We start from the raw sequence: 21,639 nt of genomic DNA, 5'->3' as shown, positions 1-21,639 counted from the left end.
TCTGATGGAACTTCTACGCTACATCCTGCGCCGCACGTTTCTCTCCGCCTTCGTATTGGTGGGCGTGACCTTCCTGGTCTTCGTGGTGGCACAGGTCGTTCCGTCGGACCCCGCAGCGCTCTATGCGGGCCCGCGTCCCACGGCCGAGCAAATCGAAAAGGCGCGCCAGGAACTCAATCTCGACGCGCCTCTTCCCGCCCGTTTCGCGACTTTCGCCGGCGCCATGGCTTCCGCCGATTTCGGCATCTCCTACAAATCCAGGCGTCTCATCGCAGAAGATCTCAGAGCCTATCTTCCGGCCACTCTGGAGCTCGCCATCTTTTCGACCGGCCTTGCGCTCCTGATTGGCATTCCGTTCGGCGTCATCGCCGCGGCGCGGCAAGGCGGTTGGGCAGACCGGCTCTGCAGTTTCGGCTCGATCGCGGCCGTCGCAATGCCGACCTTTTTCCTGGCCATGATCCTTCAGCTCATCTTTGCGCAATGGCTGGGAATCCTCCCGCTTTCCGGGCGGCTTTCCAGAGAAATCGCGATCTCGGCGCCGCTACCGATGGTGACCGGTTTCAACCTGATCGACGCACTCATCGCCGGCCGCCTTGAGGCATTCGGCGACGCACTGACGCATTTGATCCTGCCGGCATTGACACTCGCGTCCTATCCTGCCGGCGTCGCCATGCGGTTGACCCGCTCGGCCATGATCGAAATCCTCGAACGCCGGCATATCGTTGCAGCCCGCGCGCTCGGCCTTTCCGAACCGCGCATCCTCTTCGGTCATGCGCTGCCGAACGCCATGGGTCCGGCACTGACGGTGATCGGCCTCTCCTTTGCCTACGCCCTGACCGGTGCGGTGCTCATCGAGATCATTTTCGCCTGGCCGGGTCTCGGCCGTTATGTATCCGAAGCGATCCTTGCCAAGGACTTTCCGGTCATCGCCGCCGTCACCATGGTCGTGACCATCTGCTATGTCGTGATGAACCTGCTGATCGATATAACCCAGGCCCTCGTCGACCCTCGGGTGGCACTGTCATGAAAAAGCTTCTCCAACGCCTCGGCTGGCCTGGAACCGTCGCCCTTGCCATCGTCCTTCTCTTCGTGCTCGTCGCGCTCTTCGCGCCGTGGATCGCGCCTTATCCCCTGCAGGGGGCCGGCGGCCCGAATGTTGTCGCCAAGCTTTCACCACCCTCAGCGGACTACTGGCTGGGTACCGACCATCTTGGCCGAGACATTCTGAGCCGCATTGCCTACGGGACGCGGGTCTCATTGACGAATGGCATATTGATTGTCGCCTTCTCATTGCTGATCGGCCTGCCGATCGGTCTTGCCGCCGGCTACTTCGGCGGCTGGGTCGACGAGGCGCTGATGCGCGGTACCGACGTCTTCCTCGCCTTCCCCGCGCTGCTGCTGGCGGTGCTCATGGCCGCCGCCCTCGGACCGGGCTTTTTGAACAGCGTCATCGCCGTCGCCGTCACCTGGTGGCCCTGGTATGCGCGACTGGCTCGCGCGGAAGTGCTGGTGCTGCGTGGTCAGCCCTATGTGGAGGCGGCGCAACTCTCCGGCGTCTCGCATTGGCGCATCATCCTCCGCCACATCCTGCCGGCGACCGGCAGGCCGCTGACCGTGCAGGCTGCCCTCGATGTCGGGCCGGCACTTCTGACGGCGGCTGCCCTCTCCTTCCTTGGCCTCGGCGTGTTGCCGCCGACCGCCGACTGGGGCCAGATGGTCGACGCGGGTCGAAAATTCTTCCCCGCGCGCTGGTGGTATTCGGCGATGCCGGGCCTGACCATCTTCGTCATTGCGCTCGCCTTCAGCGTGCTCGGCGATGCGCTGCGCGACCGCAAGGGAGGGACTGGCCGTGCCTCTGCTTGATATCCGCAACCTGTCGGTCAGCATCCCGACATCAGAGGGCGACGTTCACGCGGTACGCGCGGTCAGCCTTGAGATCGAGCGCGGCGAAATCCACGGCGTCATCGGCGAATCCGGCTGCGGCAAGACCATGACCGGGATGGCGGCACTCGGCCTTGCGCCGAAGGGTGCCCGCATCGTAGCCGACCGGTTCCATTTCGACGGCGAGGATCTTCGGGAGCATGCGGTGCACCTGCGTGGCCGGCGGATCGGCATGATCGCCCAGGATCCTGCCGCTGCCCTCAATCCCGTGCTCAGCATTGCCAGGCAGATGGACGATGTGGTCCGCGCCCATCGCGACCTGCCGCATCGGGCTCGGCGCGCGGAGGCGATTGATCTGCTGGCCGCAACCGGGCTGCCTGATCCGGAGAGAGTGCTGCGCAGCTATCCGCACCAGCTTTCGGGCGGCATGCAGCAGCGTGTGGTGATCGCGCAGGCGCTGGCGACCGGCGCCGACTTCCTGATCGCCGACGAGCCGACCACGGCGCTCGACGTCTCGGTCGGCGCCCAAGTTCTGGCACTTTTGCGCAGGTTGGTGACAGAGCGCGGCCTCACCGTGTTGATGATCACCCACGACATGGACGTCATCGCAGAGGCCTGCGATCGTGCAACGGTGCTCTACGCGGGCCGCTCCGTCGAGACCGGCCCGGTCGATACCGTGTTGCAAAGTCCCGGACACCCCTACACCCGTGCCCTGCTCGCCGCACTTCCCGACGCTGCACCGCTTGGTGCACGGCTCGCGGCCATTGAGGGCTCGATCCCGCCGCCGCGCTCGGCGATAGCCGGCTGTGCCTTTGCCGCGCACTGTCCCCAGGCACTCCGGGAGTGCGCAGCCACGCCGCCGCCGGAGCGCAACCGAGCCGCACATCGCTGGTTATGCCATCTGCCGGAGGACGCTGCATGACCACGCCCCCGATACTCGACGTCGACAATCTCGTCATCCGCTACCGCGCCGGCCTTTTCGCGGCACGTCCAAAACCGGCCGTCAACGGCGCAAGCTTCCGTTTGGCCAAGGGCGAGACCCTCGGCATCGTCGGCGAAAGTGGCTCCGGCAAGACAAGCCTGCTGCGCGCCATCCTTCGGCTTCTCCCGGTGGAAAGCGGGCAGATCCGGCTTGAAGGACAGGACTGGCTGGCGCTGCGGGGCAGCGCGTTGCGCCGGGAACGCCAGAAGATCGGGGTCGTCCTGCAAAATCCTTTCCTGTCGCTGAGCCCGCGCTTGACGATCGCCGATATCCTTGCCGAGCCGATCCTGGCGCAAGGCGGCCGGCAGGACCCGGCCATGCGCAAAAAGATCGCAGGGCTGCTCTCGGACTGCGGGCTACCGGCCGACTTCCTCGACCGACGCGCAGGCGAACTCTCCGGTGGCCAGGCGCAGCGCGTGGCGATCGCCCGCGCGCTGGCCCTGGAGCCGAGCCTCCTCATTCTTGACGAACCGACATCGGCGCTCGATGTCTCGGTGCAGGCGCAGATCCTCAACTTGCTTTCGGACCTGAAGGAAAGCCGCGGGCTGTCGATGCTTTTCGTCACCCATAACCTGAAGGTCGTTGCACATGTCTCCGACACGCTTCTGGTCATGCGGCGTGGCGACGTCATCGAATTTGGAAAAACCAAAGAGGTGATCGCTGCCCCGGCCGATCCCTATACGCGTGAGCTGCTTTCCTTCGGGCGCCGTGAAAGGCCTGTCGGAGTTGAGCCAGCTTCGAGCTAGCACCGAATGTCCGAGCACGTTTTCGCTTCCGGAGATCCGTACAGGCGCGGCTGAGTATCCGCCGGCCCAATCCTACTGCACGAACGGCGGCCATACGCTGACCGCCGCTGCAATCGAGTGTCACCGTGGCAGACGCGGGCTACTTTGTGACCGTCAGCATCGCATGCATGCCAGCCTCGAAGTGTCCCTTGATGTTGCAGAGCAGGACATAGGAGCCCGGCGTGAGCTTGGCCTTCAACTGGCCATCGGTACCCGGCTTTAGGTCGGATACTTCGCCGAGGCTTTTCAGCTGTTTTTCATTGACACGGTGCTTGGCCGCGACGACATCGATCTTCTGGTCAGCCGATTTCAGCTTGATCAGAACCATCTCGTGTTCTTCCGTCATTGCGTCGTTGTGAACCATAAAGGTCGTCTCGCCCGCCTTGATGGTCGATTGGTCTAGCGTGAGGGTCATCTTGCCGCCCGTCTCGCCGCTCTCGACAACCTTGACGGTCGTGCCGGCAAATGCCGGCGACGCCAGACAGATGAAAGTAAGCACTGCTAGCTTGTTTCGGCTGAACCGCATCTTGAGTTTCCCTTTTTTGCTGGCTTTGCTGGCGAAATGTGCCATGTCGGGAGCAGAGTGGCATTGCTGCCCCAAGGGCTCTTCTCCGAAGCACAATTCGCACGCTTGTGCCGCGCCGATGAGCAGGGCCGCCGACCCGCAGGCCATACGGTCCCGACGCCGTTCTAGGCGACGCATCCTGTCCATCGGCTGTCGTGCGACCTGCTTTATGGGACGGCTTACGCCCCGTCGTCTGGTTGGAAGCCCCTTCCGGCGGCTTCCTCCAGAACATGGCGGGCTGGACGAAGGCGGTTGTGGCCGTCCCCTCTGCGGACCTAGCGCCGCCCACCGCCGCCACGTCCTCCACCACCGCCGCGGAAGCCTGCCCCGCCGCCCCGGCCGCCGCCGCCGCTACGGATGGCCGCCCCACCGCCCCGACCGCCGCCGCCGTGGAAGCCGCCGCGGTTGCCGCCTTGGAAGCCGCCACCGCTATAGCCGCCACGGTCGAAGCTTTGGAAGTTGCGGCCAGACTCCTGATAGAGCCGGCCGTAGTTGCGGCTCAGCTCATTCTGGTTGCCGAACTGTCTTCCGGCCCGATCGAAGGAAAGATGATCCGGCGCCCGCTGACGAGCCTGCTGGTTGCGCCGCGGTGCCGGCCGCGTCTCGGCCCGGTTCTGAATGCGTTGCGCCGCCTGCGGCCTGCTGGCTGCCGCATTCCGGAGGTTCTCACCGTCCGGCCGCTGAACGGGCTGCCAGCCATCCGGCGTGTGCTTCTGCCACGTTCCGTCCTGGCGGCGATAGACGCTGCCGTCGCGGCCGGCATAAACGTCGCCGCCCTTGCTGCCAACGATAAAGCCCTTGTTGCCTTCCGTGTTGCGCCAGCGCAGACCGCCGGCACTGCCGGTCGTGCCGCCGCTGATCCGCGCGAATTCTCCACCGTGCTTGACGGCAACGCTGCCCCAGGAACCGTAGACATTCTGCCCGCCCCGGGCAACCATCGCGTTGCCGGTTCTTGGATTGTAGGCGGAGATGAAGCCCCGCTCGCCGCCAGGTCCTGCCACCGCGCCAGCGCTGAACCGGGTCCCGGTGACGGGATTATAAGCCGCGCCAAACGCCAACCCCCTCTCGGGACCGTAGGCGTAGCCATAGCGGCCGAAGGTTCCGTAGGCCGGGTTGTATGAGGCGCCAAAGCCGTAGCTGATGGGTGGCGGATAGTAGGGCCAATCGTCGTCGTAATAGTCCCAATAGGGCGGATAGTACCACCCCGATCCCCAGACGACGGTGTCCCAGGCGAGATACGTATAGAGGTAGCCGAGGGTGTAGCCATACCAGACAGCGTCCGGCTCCGTGTCGTAAACGCGGACATAGGTGGCGTTATAGACCGGCGACGACGATGGAATGCCGTAGATCTCGTCAGCAACCGCGCGCGCAACGGCAAAGGGCCCGATCGGCGTATCGCCGACGAACCAGATGCCATCCTTGAGGACGAAATACTTGTCCGCGACCTTGATAACCTGCTCGTTCGCGTTGACGGCATAAAACAGAGACGTGCCTTCGATCGGCTCGAACTTCGGCTCGCCGTTGTAGTGAACGTCCACCTTCAACGACCCATCGGTCGTAACCCGCGCAAGCTTCGGAATACTCGCCCTCAAACGCGCCATCGCGCTTTCGGACGTGCCGGGAATAGACGCGCGAACTGCGGAGTAGGACTCGTCGTCGGGTAGGTTCACGAAATCTTCCGGCAGATCGGGAGTGGCAAAGCTCCAGGGTCCTGCGAGCGAGGCCGACGAAAACCATCGCCCGGAGAGAAGGGTGTACCAGACCTTGCTGGCCCGATGGAAAAAGACGGCGCTGGTGGTGTTGGAAACCCAGTCAAGCCCAGTCCCCGCCACCGGTTCCAGAACAGGCTTTCCGTCAAAGATCAAAAGCTCCGCCGGCTTCTCGGAATAGAAAACCTTCGGGATTTCGTTCTCATTGAAGCGCGTTGGCGGCAGGGAGCCCTTTACCCCTTTCCAGTTCTCGATGTCAGGCAGTTTCGAAAACAGGTCCGGAACCGTTTCGGTCTCGACCCAGCCGGTCTCCAATGTCTTCGAGGTGAGCCAGTTCTTGTCGCTTCGCAGATAGTAGTCGCCCGATTGCTCGACCTTGAACAGGTCCCAGTTCGTGTTGACCACGAACGATAGGCCCTCAACGCCCTTGACCGGGGCCGTAACCGCCTTGCCGTCCGTCTGCAACAGGATCGCTGGCGCCTCGCTCTCAAAGATCGGCGGCGGGTCGGCCTTGATATCCGGAACGTCTGCGAGACGCTGGAAATCCGCAAGGCTCGCGGCCAGCCGTTGCTGCGACACGACGATCGGATCGGTCGGAACAAGCTTGCCGATTTCGAGCGCAAGATCGGCAAGTTGCTGGCGGTTCAGCGCGGAGAAGTCGAGCCGGGTGGTGCGGACATCCGTCAGCGTGACGTTTTCGGATGCATCGTCCGCGACGGTCTTGGCTGAAAGACCGATGACCCCGTAGACCGGCTTCGCGTCGGCAGACGACGATTTGAGCTCGGTGGCAACAAGAGCCTCGAGTTCCTTGAAATCCTTCCAGGATGTTATCTGCGGCTGAAAGAGCGTGATCGTCGCGCCCTTGTCGGTGTTGAACACCCTTGGCCAGGCCGGCGCGGTGGCATCGGACTGATTGAGATATTTACCCGCAACGAACCCATTTGCGCCGGCGAAACTTACTGCACACCAGGAGGCTTCCGCATCACACTCCTTGATATCGACTTCCTCGCCTTGGGGGATGACGCGTATCGCGTCAAATCCGGTGCCTGGGCCTACCCTGAAATTCACATTTGCCGTCAGGACGGCGGGGTCCGCAAAAGCAGAGGTCGAGAAGAACGAAGCGACCGTGAGGTAGGCAAGAATTCTACGCATGATCACATTCCTTCATTGATGTGTAAGGTGTGTTCAAATCCTGTTGGCTAGAAGTTGCACTAGACACGGATCGCCGCGGAAAGGTGTTTGGGGATCGCAGCTATTCGGGCGTCATTCAATTCGGAATCATTGCACATTCGATGGCGAGTGCAACTGGCAACATGGCCAACTTCTGATTAAACCGGGCGCTGAACGACGCCTTCTTTGTTACCCGTAGAGCCGGCACCCACGGTTGCGTGCGATACTGCCGGCCAGCGCGGAAAAGCACCGATGGCAACGCACTTCGGTTGCGGGAGCGCGAGAATGATTGCAGTTTGTCGTCGACACCCCCCGGTTGGTGGGCGGCTGGAGAACGGCATGCGGACTGGTGTCATGAATGTCCAACCTTGCTGATGGTCTCGGCGCCCCGCCCGACGGCAAAGCGCATGCTTTTCGTGCTCTCCTTTTCGGGCCACAAGAGCTATCCTGTTTCCGAATATCGAGATTGCAAAGTGGGTCGGCGCACGTATAGTTTCCATCTCTCCCGGCGGCTTCATCGTCGCCTCCCGCCGATGAAAACGTCATTCTCAACGCCTGCCGCGCGTCGATCCACCCGTCATCGTGCCGATCTGCGGCACCCGATGTATGATGCTCGACGTGCTTTTTTGCCCTGCTCGCGCGCAAATGCGGGGCAGATGCTTCATGAAACTGATGCAAGGATAGTGGACATGGAAACGACCTTTTCTCCGGTGCTGACCGTTTGCGGTATCGAGGAACTTCCGGGGCAGAGCAGCCGAAACGTGACCCATGTTCTGTCGATCGTCGATCCGGAACTTCCGGAACTGGAAGCATTCGGCGCCTACGGCGAACACCACCGCACGACGCTGCGTTTCCACGATATCATTGCGGCGGCACCGAACCGGGTGATGCCCCGCCCGAACCACGTGGAAGCCGTTCTTCGCTTTGGTACGGATTTCCTGATGCGGCAAGATCGGGAAGCCGCGAGCCATGTGCTGGTTCACTGCCATATGGGCGTATCGCGCTCGACGGCAGCCATGCTGACCCTCATGGCGCAGGCAAACCCGGATGAGCCCGGCGAAAGCCTCTTTGCCCGCCTTGTCGCCATCCGCCCGCAAGCGTGGCCGAATTCCCAGATGATTGGCTTTGCCGACGAACAGCTCGGCCGCCGGGGTGAGCTCACTGCGGCGCTTGGCCGTCACTATGGTCGGCAGATCAAGAGCCGCCCCGAGTTCACCGAATGGATGACGACACTCGGCCGCGATGCCGAATTGCAGATGGCCATCCACGACTGACCGCCTAAGGCGCACGCAGTCTCGAGGGAACATCGGCAGAGGCGCTCAGCCTGGATATCCTAGAATTCTTCGCAGAGCGCCCGCCTTCAGGAACACCACGCGATCCAGTTGGCTGGCCGGAAACCAGGGCAGCAGCGACAGCGGACTCCAGTCTCCACGATGGCCGATGTGTGCAAGATGCGGCCAATGGCGACGCATAGCAAAAGGGAACGGCATGATGAGCGAGCGTGACGTCGAAGAAATCTCCGCACTGATGATCGCAAGCTTCCGCCAGCTGACAGGCAGAAGCTTAGGTGGTCCTTCCGCGGATGGCAGATGGCTCTATGAATCCGCGCCGTTCGCCCTGCTCGCACATGACCGATCCGAGGATCCGCGCTTCGTATACGCGAACAAGACGGCCCAGGCCTGTTTCGGATACTCCTGGGAGGAATTCATCGGCATGCCGTCACGCCTTTCTGCCGAGGCGCCAGACCGCGAAGAAAGGCAGCGCCTTCTAGACGGCGTCTCTGCCAAGGGTTTCATCGACAACTATCGTGGCGTTCGGATCGCGAAATCCGGACGCCGGTTCTGGATCGAAGAGGCGACCGTCTGGCAGCTTGTGCGTTCCGACGGCGCCTGTGTCGGCCAAGCCGCCGTGTTTCACACCTGGAAGGACCAGTAAGCGCTTTTGCGCCTCATCTCTTGATCGCTCGGGGCACTGCTTCACCTCCGAATAGAGAGATTGGCTACGGTCACCCCTACCTTTGGCCAAAGTCTCTGCCGCCCACCCCGGCAATAGACAATCTGTCGCCCTCCCTCTGGCAGACTTCCTCCACACAACAAGAGGAGGCCGCCATGACCGCCGTATTTGCCCGCACGACCTTTCACGACGCCCTCGCCCGCCTTGCCGATCCGCACCTGTTGCGAGAGCTCGCCTATGTCGGCGGCCGCTGGATCGCCGGCCACGAGGGTGCCGGCTTCAAGGTGACCGATCCCGCCTCGTCGGCGACCCTTGCCTGGGTCGCGGCCCTTGATGCCGAGCAGACCGGGGAGGCCATCTCGGCCGCGAGCGACGCGCTGCCCGCCTGGCGCACCATGCTGCCGCAACAACGCGCTGCGATCCTGCGCAAGTGGCATGACCTGGTGCTCGACGCCCGCGAGGATCTTGCGCTGCTGATGACGCTGGAACAGGGCAAGCCGCTTGCCGAGTCGCGTGGCGAGATCGACTATGCGGCCTCTTTCATCGAGTGGTATGCCGAGGAAGGAAAGCGCCTCAACGCCGAAAGCGTCACCAGCCACCTTCCGGGAGCCGAGATGATCGTGCGCCGCGAGGCCCTCGGCGTCGTCGGCATCGTGACGCCGTGGAATTTCCCCTCCGCCATGATCACCCGCAAGGCTGCAGCGGCCCTTGCCGCCGGCTGCACCGTCGTTGCACATCCCTCCAGCGAAACGCCGCTTTCAGCGCTTGCCCTTGCCGAACTCGGCGAGCGGGCCGGCCTGCCCTCAGGTGTCTTCAACGTGGTGACAGGGGATGCCGCCACCATCGTCGGCCGCATGAACGCCGATGCGCGCATTCGCGCCATGAGCTTCACCGGGTCGACAGAAATCGGCAAGCTGATCGCCAGCCAGTGCACTCAGACCATGAAGCGGCTGGTCATGGAACTCGGCGGCCACGCGCCGCTGATCATCTTCGCCGATGCGGACGTGGAGAAGGCAGCCGATATCGCAATCGCCGCAAAGTTCGCGACGTCTGGCCAGGATTGCCTCGCTGCCAATCGCATCTTTGTCGAGCGGCCGATCCTCGGGGCCTTTGAGGAGGCCTTTGCTGCACGGATCGCGCGCTTGAAGGTCGGCGCCGGGCTCGACCGCGACAGCGAAATCGGGCCGCTGATGCACGAACGAGCGATCGCCAAGGTTGAGGAGCAGCTTGCCGACGCTTTGCGGCTTGGCGCCAAACTCGCAGTCGGCGGACGACGCCACCTGGCCGGGCCGTTTTTCTTTGAACCCACGCTCCTGACCGACGTGCCCGACGAGGCACTGATCATGCGCGAAGAGACCTTCGGTCCGGTCGCAGCCGTGACGGCCTTCGACGACGAGGACGAAGTGATCGCCCGCGCCAACGACACCGAATACGGCCTGGTCGCCTATGTCGTCACCGAGAACGGCGCGCGTCAGATGCGTCTCGGACGTGCGCTGGAGTACGGCATGGTTGCCATCAACCGCGTGAAGATCACCGGCGGCCCCATTCCCTTCGGCGGCTGGAAGCAGTCGGGCCTCGGCCGCGAAGGCTCCCGCCACGGCATCGAGGCCTTCACCGAGCTCAAATATCTCTGCATCGACACGGCCGCCTGAGCGCGGGCGCCACATTCATACGCGAAAGGAAAAACCATGCTCGACAGAAGCAACGAACTTGCGGCCTCAGACCGTGACCACTTCTTCCACCCGTCCACGCATATGGGCATGCATGCGCGCGGCGAGACGCCGACTCGGGTCATCGGCGGCGGCGAGGGCGTCTACATTACCGACACCAGCGGCAGGACGAGCCTTGACGCCTTTGCCGGCCTCTACTGCGTCAATGTCGGCTACGGCCGGCAGAAGATCGCCGACGCAATCGCAGAGCAGGCCAAGGACCTCGCTTACTACCACGCCTATGTCGGTCACGGCACGGAAGCCTCGATCACGCTGTCCAGGATGATCATCGATCGCGCACCGCAGGGCATGAGCCGTGTCTATTTCGGTCTTTCAGGCTCGGATGCCAACGAGACCAACATCAAGCTGATCTGGTACTACAACAACATCCTCGGCCGGCCGGAAAAGAAGAAGATCATCTCACGCTGGCGCGGCTATCACGGTTCCGGCGTCATGACGGGTTCGCTGACCGGCTTGCATCTCTTCCACAACGCTTTCGACCTGCCGCGCGCGCCGATCCTGCACACGGAAGCGCCCTACTTCTTCCGCCGCCCGGACCGGTCGATGGATGAAGAGCAGTTCTCGCAATACTGCGCCGACAAGCTCGAAGAGATGATCTTGGCCGAGGGCGCGGAGACGATCGCCGCCTTCATCGGTGAGCCGATCCTCGGTACCGGCGGCATCGTGCCACCGCCGAAGGGCTACTGGCAGAAGATCCAGGCGGTGCTCGAAAAATACGACATCCTGCTCGTCGCCGACGAGGTGGTTACCGGCTTCGGCCGCCTCGGCACGATGTTCGGCTCCGACCATTACGGCATGAAGCCCGACCTCATCACCATTGCCAAGGGCCTGACCTCTGCCTATGCGCCCCTTTCCGGCACGATCGTCTCCGACAACATGTGGCAGGTGCTGGTGCAGGGCTCTGACGAGCTGGGCGCGATCGGCCATGGCTGGACCTATTCCGCTCATCCGATCTGCGGGGCCGCGGGCGTTGCCAATCTCGAACTGATCGACGAATTGGGCCTTGTCGAGAACGCAGGCAAAACCGGCGCCTATTTCCGCTCGGAACTGGCGAAAGCGCTTGCCGACCACAAGCATGTCGGCGACGTGCGTGGCGACGGATTGATGGCGGCGGTCGAGTTCGTCGAGGACAAGGACGACCGGGCCTTCTTCGACCCGGCAAAAAAGGTCGGCCCGCAGATCGCCGCCGCCCTCCTGGAACGCGGTGTCATCGGCCGCGCCATGCCCCAAGGCGACATCCTCGGCTTCGCACCACCACTCTGCCTGACGAAGAAAGAGGCTGACATCGTCGTGAAAGCGGCCGCAGACGCGATCACATCCGTGCTCGGCTCAAAGTAAGGCCCGGCGAGCAGGAAACGATGAAAGAGGCCCAATGGCGCAATCATGCGTTTCCATTCCCTGCATGCCCGGCCGCGCAAGCGACCGGGCATAAGCTCGAAGTTCAGGAGGGCCCGCGGCCACGCGCTCAATGAAGCCTCTGGTGTCTCGGACCGAAGAAACCTCCGTTCCTCACCTTGAAGCGAATTCTAGAACGATGGCGTGCCCGCGCGGACACAGCTACGCCTGCCTCTCTCGCTTCAGCAGGTATTGAGCTGTGGTGAGGTAATAGTTCCGGGCGTTAGCATTGATCTGGCGTTCGCCCAACTCGGTCAGCGCCCGAGCCTTGATCTCCTTGGCTGCCATGTTCGCAGGGTCAACGGCCAACACATGGTCGATCATTTCTGCCGCCCATTGAAACTCCTTGGCCTCAATGGCTTCCCGGGCGCGGGCGATGACCTTATCTAGGCCTCCTGCCATTTCGAGCATCTTTCGGGCGCGCTCCCCGGGCGGCAGAGGATTCAAATTCGTGGCATTTCCATCGAACCAGCCGACGTAATCGGCGTAAATACCACGCACAGCCCACGCGACAGTGCCATAGTATTCTTGCAGGTAGGGGCTCTTTGAGAGCTCAGGAGAGAGTTTCACCTCCTGAACAAGCTCGTCGGGTGTCTTTCCTTGTTTGATACCGGCCAGGGTCTGGTCGAGGACGGTCTTGATGCCGTCGCGGTAATCGGTGAGAGCCTTGCGGACCTCGTCCTTCCCGAGGATCGGGCGCATGTGGCCCTGGACCATGTAGGTGGCGTCCAAGGCGAGCATTTTGTCGAGGCTTGCGATCCACTTCTCCGGCGGCCTCAGCTTCAGGCCGCGGATCGGCGAGAGGTTCGGGTATGATTTCAGAAAATCATCGCCGGGGACCAGCACTCCCTTCCCGGCGATCCAGATCGCCGTGTTCTCAGGAGACTCCCCTGGCGTATGGATGAGCTGCATCTGCACCCCCGCCAGCTCTATGGTCTCGCTCTCCCCTCTGAATGTGCGGGTCGGCGGCAGGAATCCCTCCCGCGTATGCGGGGTCACACGGCCATATTCGAGCTGCGTACCCGCGTTGATGAACAGATGGTCAGCGAGCTTGGTGCCGAAGGCATCACCGCCGTCGCGCGGTGCTCTTCCGAACTCAGGACCAGATTCCAACAGCGTCTGATGGCTGTAGATTTCGGGGTTGTCAGATCCGGCAAACACGCTCGCGCCGCCGGAATGGTCCGGGTGATTGTGCGTGTAGATGATTGCCAGGACGGGACGTACGAAGCGATTCCCGAAGGCGTCCACGATCGCCTTCGCGTCGACGGGGTTTGCAGACGTGTCGACGATAATGGTGCCTTTCTCCCCCTGGATCAGCGTGACATTGCTCGCCGAATAGCCCACGGCAGCAAAGACACCGTCCGTGATTTCGATGACTTCCTTCCGGAATTCTGCGGAACTCGCACGCAGTTGCTCGCGCCCGGCGAATTCAGCTGGAGACGCGGGCGACGACTGCCCGAGTGTTGATGCGACCATCAAGGTTAGTCCTACTTCACGGCTCCACGAGCCTGGCATGGTACGTTCAGAAATGACGGCGACCGGCCGTCTGTCGTTGCGGTTGCGACTGCAACGCATCCCGTGGACTTGATATGGGAATAACTGACGGAAGTCCCGTCCTTCCTTGCGGCCGAGGTCTGCGTGGTGATCGTCGGAGACGTCAAGTCTCTTCGGCCGTAGGGCTAAAACGCGGCCGGCTGTCCTGGCCAAGCGGCGTGCCAGTGGAAAGCTACCTTTCTTTGCGCTGGTTCAAACAGCCCGGCCCCTCTTGCCTTTAGGCTGGACGTCGAAATGCCGGATCGTGATTGGCGCAGCGCCGAAATATGCCGCTACGCAACTCTGGACGTGGAACAAACGTAATGCGAGCAGCCGAACCCGCGATGACATCGACATTGGCCCAGACAAAAGAGGACATCAGCCGTGCGATCGCACGGATGCACGGCGCGGTCTTGAGCAGCGCCATCGACTGCGAATGCCGTGACCGCGTGGGCGAGGCACTGCGCGACCTTGAGAGGCTGGAGCGCGAGCGGATCGAGCGGAGCCTGTTGACCGCGGCCGGCGAGCAACGGCGTAGGATCGCGGCACTTCTCGAACTGCTGGACGACTTCGACCCGAACGAAACAGATGCGCTCGACGACGGCACCATGGCGGAGGCGGGTCTGCTCTTTGCCGATATCGCTGCCGCCGCAGAGTTGGGTTCCTATCTGCTACGACAATCGCGCCAGGTTCGCCATTCATCCGGCGTGGTGCAGGAGGCGAGCAATCGTGCCGCACCCAGCGAGTGACCTTTGCCCAGCGCGTTTCGAAGGCTTGCAGCGACGCGACGCCTCGCAGCGCAGCCGGTTCAGAGACGCGCTTCTGGATATTGCCATGTCCCAAACCGTTGCGCTCGGGGAAATGAGCTTGCTTCTCGAAACCCTGCAAGACGATAGAGGAACCGGATGCACAGACTGGCGCTGATGTGGCCGTCCCTCGCGTCCTGGCCGTTGCGTCGGGTAGTGACATCCGGTTCGCCACGGAACCCGACGAAGGCGGAGCCCATCCGTACAGACGCTGCGCATGGTCATGGCCGTTTGGCAGGGTGGGCCGCTCCGAAAGCGGCCGACCCTTCGTCGTCCGCTTAGATATCCCAGTCGGAGTCCAGCGAGTACGCCTCGATTGAGTCGATCTTCATCTCCGCGCCGTCGGCAAAGTCGTCATTAGGCGTGTCGGCCATCCCTCCAACCGCGAGATTGACGAGCATATACATCGGCTCGTGCATATCCGCGGGCGTGTCCGTGCGGGCGATCTCCGTGTCGTCGAAGTACCAGACGATCTCATCCTCCGTCCAAAGCACGCCATAGTCGTGAAACCCATCAGTATCGGCGACCTGCACTCCGTCTCGGCTCACGGTGTGCTCGCCGCTTTCGTTGGAGTGGGCGGTGGTGATCACGGTATTGGTGTCCTGCCCGCGCATTTCGACGACGTCTAGTTCCGGCGGCCAGGAGCCGTCGGCGGGTAGCAGCCAGAAAGCGGGCCAGGCGCCTTGATCGTCCGGCATGTCGGCTCGCATCTCGAAGTAGCCATAGGTCTGGGCGAAGGACGAATAGGTCGTCAGCATCCCGGATGTGTAATCATAGCCACCGATCTCGGACTGGATTTCTTCCGAGGCGCGCTCGGCGGTGATCGTCAGCACGCCGTCCTCAACGGAAAACGGGTTGACGGAAGCGGTCGGCTCATAACTCGGATTGACGTACCATTGCAGCTCGCCGTTTTCGGTTAGCGTTGCCCCCTCTTCCGGCGCCCACCAGTATTTCGCATCCCAGACACCGCCTGTGTCGCTGCGGAGTTGAAGCGTGTCGAAATCATCCGAGAAAGTCTGCGTGAAGGCGGACCGGTCCAGGCTCAGCTTGAACTGGCTCTCCTGCAATTGGTCGGTTGTCGTATCGGCGAAGACCACACTTTCGCCTTCGGCGAGATGAAGGCGGAGATCGTCGCCCTCCTGGGCAGAATTGGCCAGGACCTGGTCGAACGAGGTGAAGCCATAGCCATCGAGGCGGACAGTGTCGTTGGAACTGAAATCGGCGATGAGGTCGCTGCCGTTGCCGTGTCCGAACACGAAGGTATCGGCTCCACCGGCGCCGATAACCACGTCGTTACCTGCGCGTCCGTCGATGGTCTGGCTGCCCGAACCACCGGTGATGATATTGTCGGCACTATTGCCGAACGCATATCGGTCGTTGCCGGTGACGGTCAGGTTCTCGAAATTTTCCGGCAAGGTGTAGCTCATCCACGTATCGATCGTGTCTACGCCTTCGCCGGGGGCCTCTTCGGCCCGGTTCGTCGATGAATAAAGGTAGTAGATGTCGTCGCCCGTGCCGCCGATCATCGTTACGTCGACGGAACTATCGCCCCAGATGGAATCATTGGCGGGCGTGCCGTAAAGGCTCGGTCCGGATCCGGTTGCGGAATACCATGCCGTCGAACTTCCGCTGTAATAGACCGGTTGTCCTAGGGCGTTCATGGCAGTTCTGCTCATCGAGAAGTCTCCTGCTAGATAAAGTGCCCCTTCCCGGTGAGCACCCCTAGCATCTCTGACTGTGGCCTGTCGCCCACACCTCCAACTCTTTTGCCCCTGTGCATTTTTTAACCGCGATAGCAATGGGCGCGGATAGACTCCCGCGGGGATCGAAGCACTCGCCGAAAAGCGCCGGCGACGCGATTCTTAGAATGGAGAAACGAAAACGCACTCAGACCGCAGCATCACGATGGCGCGGATTCCGATCGATACCGCATGGGAAGTCCCTACCGGTCGCTGCTTTGCCTATTGATAGATATGGATTGTCGACACGCCGAGAGTGTGTCAGCTTCCCGCTTGGGAGGCCGATCGATGACAACACCGCTATCGCATATACGTGAGATAGAGCGTGTTGGCTTGGGCGCTGCGAGCCCGCGCGATGCACCCGTGGTCCAATCCTGGCTTCGCTGCCTCAATGATTACAAGCTGGATCCGACGATCGCGCAGGAAGCCTATATCGTTCCGGGATCGAAGCTGCGCGAGCATCGCGAACAGGCCGAAGAACTGATCCGCATCGGCCGCTCCGGCCTTGAAGGGCTGTTCAACCAGGTCGCCGAACAGAACTATGTTCTGTTGCTGTCCGATGCGCGTGGCGTCACCGTCGATTTCATGGGCGACCCGACTTTCGACAACCAGCTGCGCAAGGCGGGGCTCTATCTCGGCTCGGAGTGGTCGGAGAGCCGAGCAGGAACCTGTGCGGTCGGGGCGTGCATCGTCTCCGGCGAACCGGTCATCATTCATCAGGACGATCATTTCGACGCCAGCCATATCGGACTGACCTGTACGGCGGCGCCCGTCTTCGACACGCTTGGCGACCTTACCGCCGTGCTCGACATCTCCCAGCTCCGGTCACCCACCGCCAAGGCGAGCCAGCAACTGGCGCTGCATCTGGTGTCCGCCACTGCGCGGCGGATCGAGCTCGCCAATCTCATGACCCGTACCCGCAATGACTGGGTCCTGCGGCTTGCGCGCTCCCCGGAATTCCTTGATGTCGACCCGGACGCCGCCATCGCCCTGGATGGCAGCGGGCGTATCACTGGCATGACCCATGGCGGTTTTGGCGCACTCGCCCGCTCGATGAACATCCGCGGCCTCAGAACGCGTGATTTTCTCGGACTTCCGGTCTCGGAGGTCTTCGATATCGACGTGGACGACCTGCCAAATTTCATGCGCGGCCGGCCGAACGGCGAACGGCTGCTTCGAGCCAAGAGTGGTCTTGTCCTTTTCGCCAGTGCCATCGCACCCGTCGTCAGCCTTCGCGCGCCTGCCGGACTGGCACCGCGCCTCCCCCGGGCTTTGCGCGATCTCAGTCGCGGCGACGCCGCAATGGAACGGGTGCAGACCCGCGCGGCGAAACTTGCGACCCGCAACATCTCTATTCTCATTCAAGGGGAAACGGGCAGCGGCAAGGAATATCTTGCGCGCGCGATCCATGACAGTTGCGGCGGCAATGGCAACTTCGTCGCGGTCAATTGCGCGGCAATCCCGGAGCATCTCATCGAGTCCGAACTCTTTGGCTATGCGCCCGGCGCATTCACTGGCGCCAGCCAGAAGGGCAAGCGTGGCCTGATCGAGGACGCCGACGGCGGCACCCTGTTCCTCGACGAGATCGGCGACATGCCGCTCTCGCTGCAAAGCCGGCTGTTGCGCGTGCTCTCGGAAAATGAGGTCCAGCCGGTCGGCGCGCTGAAGGCGCGCCCGATCCGCCTGCGCGTGGTTTCCGCCTCCCACCGCGATCTCGCGGAACTGGTGAAGGAAGGCCGTTTCCGAGAAGACCTTTATTACCGCCTGAACGCCGCGACGCTCTGCCTGCCAGCCTTGCGAGAGCGCCAGGATCTCGGCTGGCTGATCGACCAATTGCTCGCTCGCATCGAGAAGGAGAACAACGAGCCCTACCGCATCGACAAGGCCGCCCGGGCGGCCCTGCTGGCGCATGAATGGCCGGGAAATCTGCGTGAGCTTTCCAACGTCCTGCGGGTCGCCGCCGCACTTTCCGAAGGTGGCCTCATCGATACCGAGTGCCTGCCGGAACATCTCTTCGCCACCCAGATCCGTTCGCTGCCAGGCGAGGACGATGCATTGAGACAGGCGCTGCGAGACTGCGGCGACAACATCTCGGCACTTGCAAGGAAGCTCGGCGTCAACCGCTCGACCATCCACCGTCGCCTGAAGCGTCTCAACTGACGCAACGCCTGCAACACCTGTTGCGCAGCAACTGTTGCATTCCCCGAGACTTTCGGCTGCGGATATTTTGAAGCCATTGATATTACCGCAGAAATAAGCGGAATCGCGATTTGGCATGCTCCTTGCTGCCCCTCCTGTGCAAGAACAACAGGAGGAAACACAATGAAAGCTCTGCGCTTTCACGCCGCCAGGGATCTACGCATTGACGATGTCGCGGCCCCGCCTCAGCCTGGGCCGGGCGAGGTGCTGGTTGAGAACCGTTTCTGCGGCATCTGCGGGACCGATCTGCATGAATACGCCTATGGGCCGATCTTCATCCCGAAAGAGCCGCATCCCTTCACCGGCGCCCATGGACCACAGATCCTTGGTCATGAATTCGGCGGCGTCGTGAAGGCAGTCGGCGAAGGGGTCAGCCATGTGAAGCCGGGCGACCGGGTCTCGGTCCAACCGCTGATCATGCCCCGCCGTGGCGACTATTACGCCGATCGCGGTCTGTTTCACCTGAGCGCCAACCTCGCACTTGCGGGCCTCTCCTGGCATTCCGGGGGAATGGCGGAAGCCGCGCTTCTCAACGACTACAATGTCCAGCCCATTCCCGATGCACTGTCCGACGAGGAGGCTGCGCTGATCGAGCCCACCGCAGTCGCTGTTTACGCCTGCGACCGCGGCGGCGTCACCGCCGGCAGCAGCGTGCTGGTCACCGGCGCAGGGCCGATCGGCATTCTCGCCGCCATGGCTGCGCGAGCCGCCGGCGCTTCGAAGATCTTCCTCTCCGACCCCAACGAGACGCGACTGTCGCTGGCCAAGGAAGCGCTGGGCGACGTCCGCACGATCAATCCGAAGATGGAAAAGGTCAGCGACGTCGTCCAGGCCGAGACCGAGGGCGGTGTCGGCTGCGACGTCGCCATCGAATGCGTCGGCAACGAACATGCGCTCAAGGCCTGCGCAAGCGCCGTGCGCAAGCAGGGTGTTGTCGTACAGACCGGTCTTCACCCCGGAGAAAACCCGTTGAACTGGTTCGACGTAACCTTCAAGGACATCGATATCCGCGGTTCCTGGGCCTACCCGACCCACTACTGGCCGCGTGTCGCGCGCCTGATCGCGAGCGGCCAGATTCCGGCGCGGCGGATCGTCACCAAATATGTCTCGCTCGGCGAGGCGGTTTCGGCAGGGTTCGACAAGCTGCTCGATCCCGCCGGCACCCATCTGAAAATACTGATCGACCTCAAGCGTTAGGCCGGTCCGCGTTGCGGGACGGTTGAGGAGCCGTCCCATCTTCATCACAGAGCAGGAGGAGAAACGATGCTCGAGAAGACCCCCACCACCCGCGTTCAGACGCTGCTTGATACCTTTGGCGACGCGCTCGAAACCGGCCGCATCGACGATGCAGCCAACTTCTTCGCCGAGGAATGCTACTGGCGCGACCTCGTCGCCTTCACCTGGAATATCAAGACCGTCGAGGGCCGAGACCAGGTGCGCGACATGCTTCATGCGCAGCTCGCCTCCGCAAAGCCCTCCAATTGGCGCGTCGCCGCCAGCGAAGAAGCGACCGAGGCCGATGGCGTGCTCGAAAGCTGGATCTCGTTCGAGACGGCGACCGGGCGCGGCTATGGCCTCGTGCGCATCAAGAACGGCCTTATCTGGACGCTGCTGACGGCGCTTGCCGAAATCAAGGGCCACGAGGAGAAGTCCGGCTTTACCCGCCCGCTCGGCGCCAAGCACGGCCAGAATCTCGGCGCGAAGACCTGGAAAGAGGAGCGCGAGCATGAGGAGCGCACGCTCGGTTATGAATACCAGCCCTATGTCGTGATCATCGGCGGCGGACAGGGCGGCATTGCGCTCGGCGCTCGGCTTCGTCAGCTGGGCGTGCCCACCATCATCCTCGAAAAGAACGAGCGGCCAGGCGACAGCTGGCGCAAGCGCTACAAGTCGCTCTGCCTGCATGACCCCGTCTGGTACGATCACCTGCCCTACATCGACTTCCCGAAGAACTGGCCGGTCTTCGCGCCAAAGGACAAGATCGGCGATTGGCTGGAATTCTATACGAAGGTGATGGAGCTGAACTACTGGACACGCTCCACCGCCAAGTCGGCCAAATGGGACGAAGCCACGAAGGAATGGACAATCGTGGTCGACCGCGACGGCGAGGAAGTGGTGCTGCGGCCGAAACAGCTCGTCTTTGCAACCGGCATGTCCGGCAAGGCGAACATCCCGGATTTCAAGGGCCGCGGGCGCTTTAGGGGTGAGCAGCATCATTCCTCGCAGCACCCGGGGCCGGATGGTTACAAGGGCAAGAAGGTTGTCGTGATCGGCTCGAACAATTCGGCCCATGACATCTGCGCCGCACTTTACGAAGCGGGCGTCGACGTCACGATGATCCAGCGCTCGACGACCCATATCGTCAAATCCGACACGCTGATGGATATCGGTCTCGGCGGGCTCTATTCCGAACAGGCGCTGGCGAATGGGGTGACGACGGGCAAGGCCGACCTCATCTTCGCCTCGCTGCCCTATCGGATCATGCACGAGTTCCAGATCCCGCTTTACGACAAGATGCGCGAGCGCGACGCCGACTTCTACGCGGCGCTGGAGAAAGCCGGCTTCCAGCTGGATTGGGGCGCGGATGGCTCGGGTCTTTTCATGAAGTACCTGCGCCGCGGATCCGGCTATTACATCGATATCGGCGCTTCGCAGCTGATCATCGACGGTAAGGTGAAGCTTGCTGCGGGACAGGTGGAGGAGATCACCGAAACCTCCGTAAAACTGTCTGACGGCAAGGAGATCCCGGCCGACGTCATCGTCTATGCGACGGGCTACGGCTCGATGAACGGCTGGGTCGCAGATCTCATCGACCAGGAGACCGCCGACAGGGTGGGCAAGGTTTGGGGCCTCGGTTCCGATACGCCGAAGGACCCCGGCCCCTGGGAGGGCGAGCAGCGCAACATGTGGAAGCCGACGCAACAGGAGGCGCTGTGGTTCCACGGCGGCAACCTGCACCAGTCGCGCCATTACTCGCAGTATCTCTCGCTGCAACTGAAGGCACGATTGGAAGGCATTCAGACACCGGTCTATGGCCTGCAGAACGTTCATCACAAACGCTGACGTAAGTGCGCCGAGAGAGGGCGGCTATCCGCCCTCTCTCGTGCTCGCGAGACGACCAGCCTAGCTTTGGGCGGGAGATCTGGATACGTCCTGGCCGCTGCGAGCGGAGATGCCGACTATCGCCTATCT

The 21,639-nt window shown here is 62.4% G+C and carries 16 protein-coding genes; 12 read left to right on the top strand and 4 right to left on the bottom strand.

What is annotated here, in order from left to right; genetic code table 11:
* Positions 1-4: 4 nt before the first annotated feature.
* The 4 genes from V7S54_RS26800 to V7S54_RS26785 are packed head-to-tail and all read left to right on the top strand — an operon-like array spanning position 5 to position 3,609.
* On the top strand, positions 5-1,027 hold the full coding sequence (locus V7S54_RS26800) for an ABC transporter permease (protein WP_327500108.1): 1,023 nt from the start codon (positions 5-7) through the stop codon (positions 1,025-1,027).
* Positions 1,024-1,863 carry an ABC transporter permease gene (locus V7S54_RS26795; RefSeq protein ID WP_065373042.1) on the top strand — a complete coding sequence of 280 codons (840 nt, stop codon included), beginning with the start codon at positions 1,024-1,026 and terminating at the stop codon, positions 1,861-1,863. The genes V7S54_RS26800 and V7S54_RS26795 overlap by 4 nt, the downstream gene beginning before the upstream one ends.
* The gene (locus tag V7S54_RS26790) at positions 1,850-2,803 is read left to right on the top strand and encodes an ABC transporter ATP-binding protein (RefSeq protein WP_336409147.1); all 954 of its coding nucleotides are present in this window, start codon (positions 1,850-1,852) and stop codon (positions 2,801-2,803) included. Before V7S54_RS26795 ends, V7S54_RS26790 begins: the two co-directional genes overlap by 14 nt.
* Positions 2,800-3,609, top strand: coding sequence for an ABC transporter ATP-binding protein (locus V7S54_RS26785; RefSeq protein WP_065373044.1), 810 nt, complete (start codon positions 2,800-2,802; stop codon positions 3,607-3,609). The genes V7S54_RS26790 and V7S54_RS26785 overlap by 4 nt, the downstream gene beginning before the upstream one ends.
* A 139-nt stretch (positions 3,610-3,748) precedes the next feature.
* Here the strand turns inward: V7S54_RS26785 and V7S54_RS26780 are convergent, their stop codons facing one another.
* Together V7S54_RS26780 and V7S54_RS26775 are read right to left on the bottom strand one after the other, a co-directional pair.
* Positions 3,749-4,174 carry a plastocyanin/azurin family copper-binding protein gene (locus tag V7S54_RS26780; protein WP_065373045.1) on the bottom strand — a complete coding sequence of 142 codons (426 nt, stop codon included), beginning with the start codon at positions 4,172-4,174 and terminating at the stop codon, positions 3,749-3,751.
* Positions 4,175-4,488: 314 nt separating this feature from the next.
* A complete protein-coding gene (locus V7S54_RS26775) occupies positions 4,489-7,074 on the bottom strand; it encodes an SH3 domain-containing protein (RefSeq protein ID WP_336409148.1) in 2,586 nt (861 codons plus the stop codon).
* A gap of 707 nt (positions 7,075-7,781) precedes the next feature.
* Here V7S54_RS26775 and V7S54_RS26770 point away from each other — a divergent pair.
* The 4 genes from V7S54_RS26770 (at position 7,782) to V7S54_RS26755 (ending at position 12,113) form a co-directional block, all read left to right on the top strand.
* Positions 7,782-8,366: a tyrosine phosphatase family protein gene (locus tag V7S54_RS26770; protein WP_336409149.1), complete on the top strand. Its 585-nt coding sequence runs from the start codon at positions 7,782-7,784 to the stop codon at positions 8,364-8,366.
* A gap of 217 nt (positions 8,367-8,583) precedes the next feature.
* Complete coding sequence (locus tag V7S54_RS26765) at positions 8,584-9,027, top strand: MEKHLA domain-containing protein (protein ID WP_336409150.1); 444 nt, start codon at positions 8,584-8,586, stop codon at positions 9,025-9,027.
* A 173-nt stretch (positions 9,028-9,200) separates the two neighbouring features.
* Positions 9,201-10,697 (top strand): NAD-dependent succinate-semialdehyde dehydrogenase, encoded by a 1,497-nt coding sequence (locus V7S54_RS26760; RefSeq protein WP_336409151.1) that lies wholly within the window; start codon positions 9,201-9,203, stop codon positions 10,695-10,697.
* 36 nt (positions 10,698-10,733) lie between these two features.
* Positions 10,734-12,113: an aspartate aminotransferase family protein gene (locus V7S54_RS26755; protein WP_336409152.1), complete on the top strand. Its 1,380-nt coding sequence runs from the start codon at positions 10,734-10,736 to the stop codon at positions 12,111-12,113.
* Positions 12,114-12,332: 219 nt separating this feature from the next.
* Here the strand turns inward: V7S54_RS26755 and V7S54_RS26750 are convergent, their stop codons facing one another.
* Positions 12,333-13,646 carry an alkyl/aryl-sulfatase gene (locus V7S54_RS26750; protein ID WP_336409153.1) on the bottom strand — a complete coding sequence of 438 codons (1,314 nt, stop codon included), beginning with the start codon at positions 13,644-13,646 and terminating at the stop codon, positions 12,333-12,335.
* 380 nt (positions 13,647-14,026) lie between these two features.
* Here V7S54_RS26750 and V7S54_RS26745 point away from each other — a divergent pair, with 380 nt between their 5' ends.
* Positions 14,027-14,452, top strand: coding sequence for a hypothetical protein (locus V7S54_RS26745; RefSeq protein WP_336409154.1), 426 nt, complete (start codon positions 14,027-14,029; stop codon positions 14,450-14,452).
* Positions 14,453-14,787: 335 nt separating this feature from the next.
* Here V7S54_RS26745 and V7S54_RS26740 read toward each other — a convergent pair whose 3' ends face one another.
* Positions 14,788-16,185, bottom strand: coding sequence for a family 16 glycosylhydrolase (locus V7S54_RS26740; protein WP_336409155.1), 1,398 nt, complete (start codon positions 16,183-16,185; stop codon positions 14,788-14,790).
* 351 nt (positions 16,186-16,536) lie between these two features.
* Between V7S54_RS26740 and V7S54_RS26735 the strand changes: the two genes are divergently transcribed.
* From V7S54_RS26735 to V7S54_RS26725, 3 genes are all read left to right on the top strand, one after another.
* Positions 16,537-18,408: a sigma-54-dependent Fis family transcriptional regulator gene (locus V7S54_RS26735; RefSeq protein WP_336409156.1), complete on the top strand. Its 1,872-nt coding sequence runs from the start codon at positions 16,537-16,539 to the stop codon at positions 18,406-18,408.
* Positions 18,409-18,570: 162 nt separating this feature from the next.
* A complete protein-coding gene (locus V7S54_RS26730; protein WP_336409157.1) occupies positions 18,571-19,644 on the top strand; it encodes a 2,3-butanediol dehydrogenase in 1,074 nt (357 codons plus the stop codon).
* Positions 19,645-19,710: 66 nt separating this feature from the next.
* The gene (locus V7S54_RS26725) at positions 19,711-21,510 is read left to right on the top strand and encodes an NAD(P)/FAD-dependent oxidoreductase (RefSeq protein WP_336409158.1); all 1,800 of its coding nucleotides are present in this window, start codon (positions 19,711-19,713) and stop codon (positions 21,508-21,510) included.
* Positions 21,511-21,639: the final 129 nt, after the last annotated feature.

It is taken from the genome of Ensifer sp. CCNWLY38 (assembly GCF_037120565.1).
Lineage (GTDB): Bacteria > Pseudomonadota > Alphaproteobacteria > Rhizobiales > Rhizobiaceae > Ensifer > Ensifer adhaerens_H.
The sequence above is the reverse complement of the archived record's forward strand: the minus strand, read 5'-3'. Positions and strand labels throughout refer to the sequence as shown.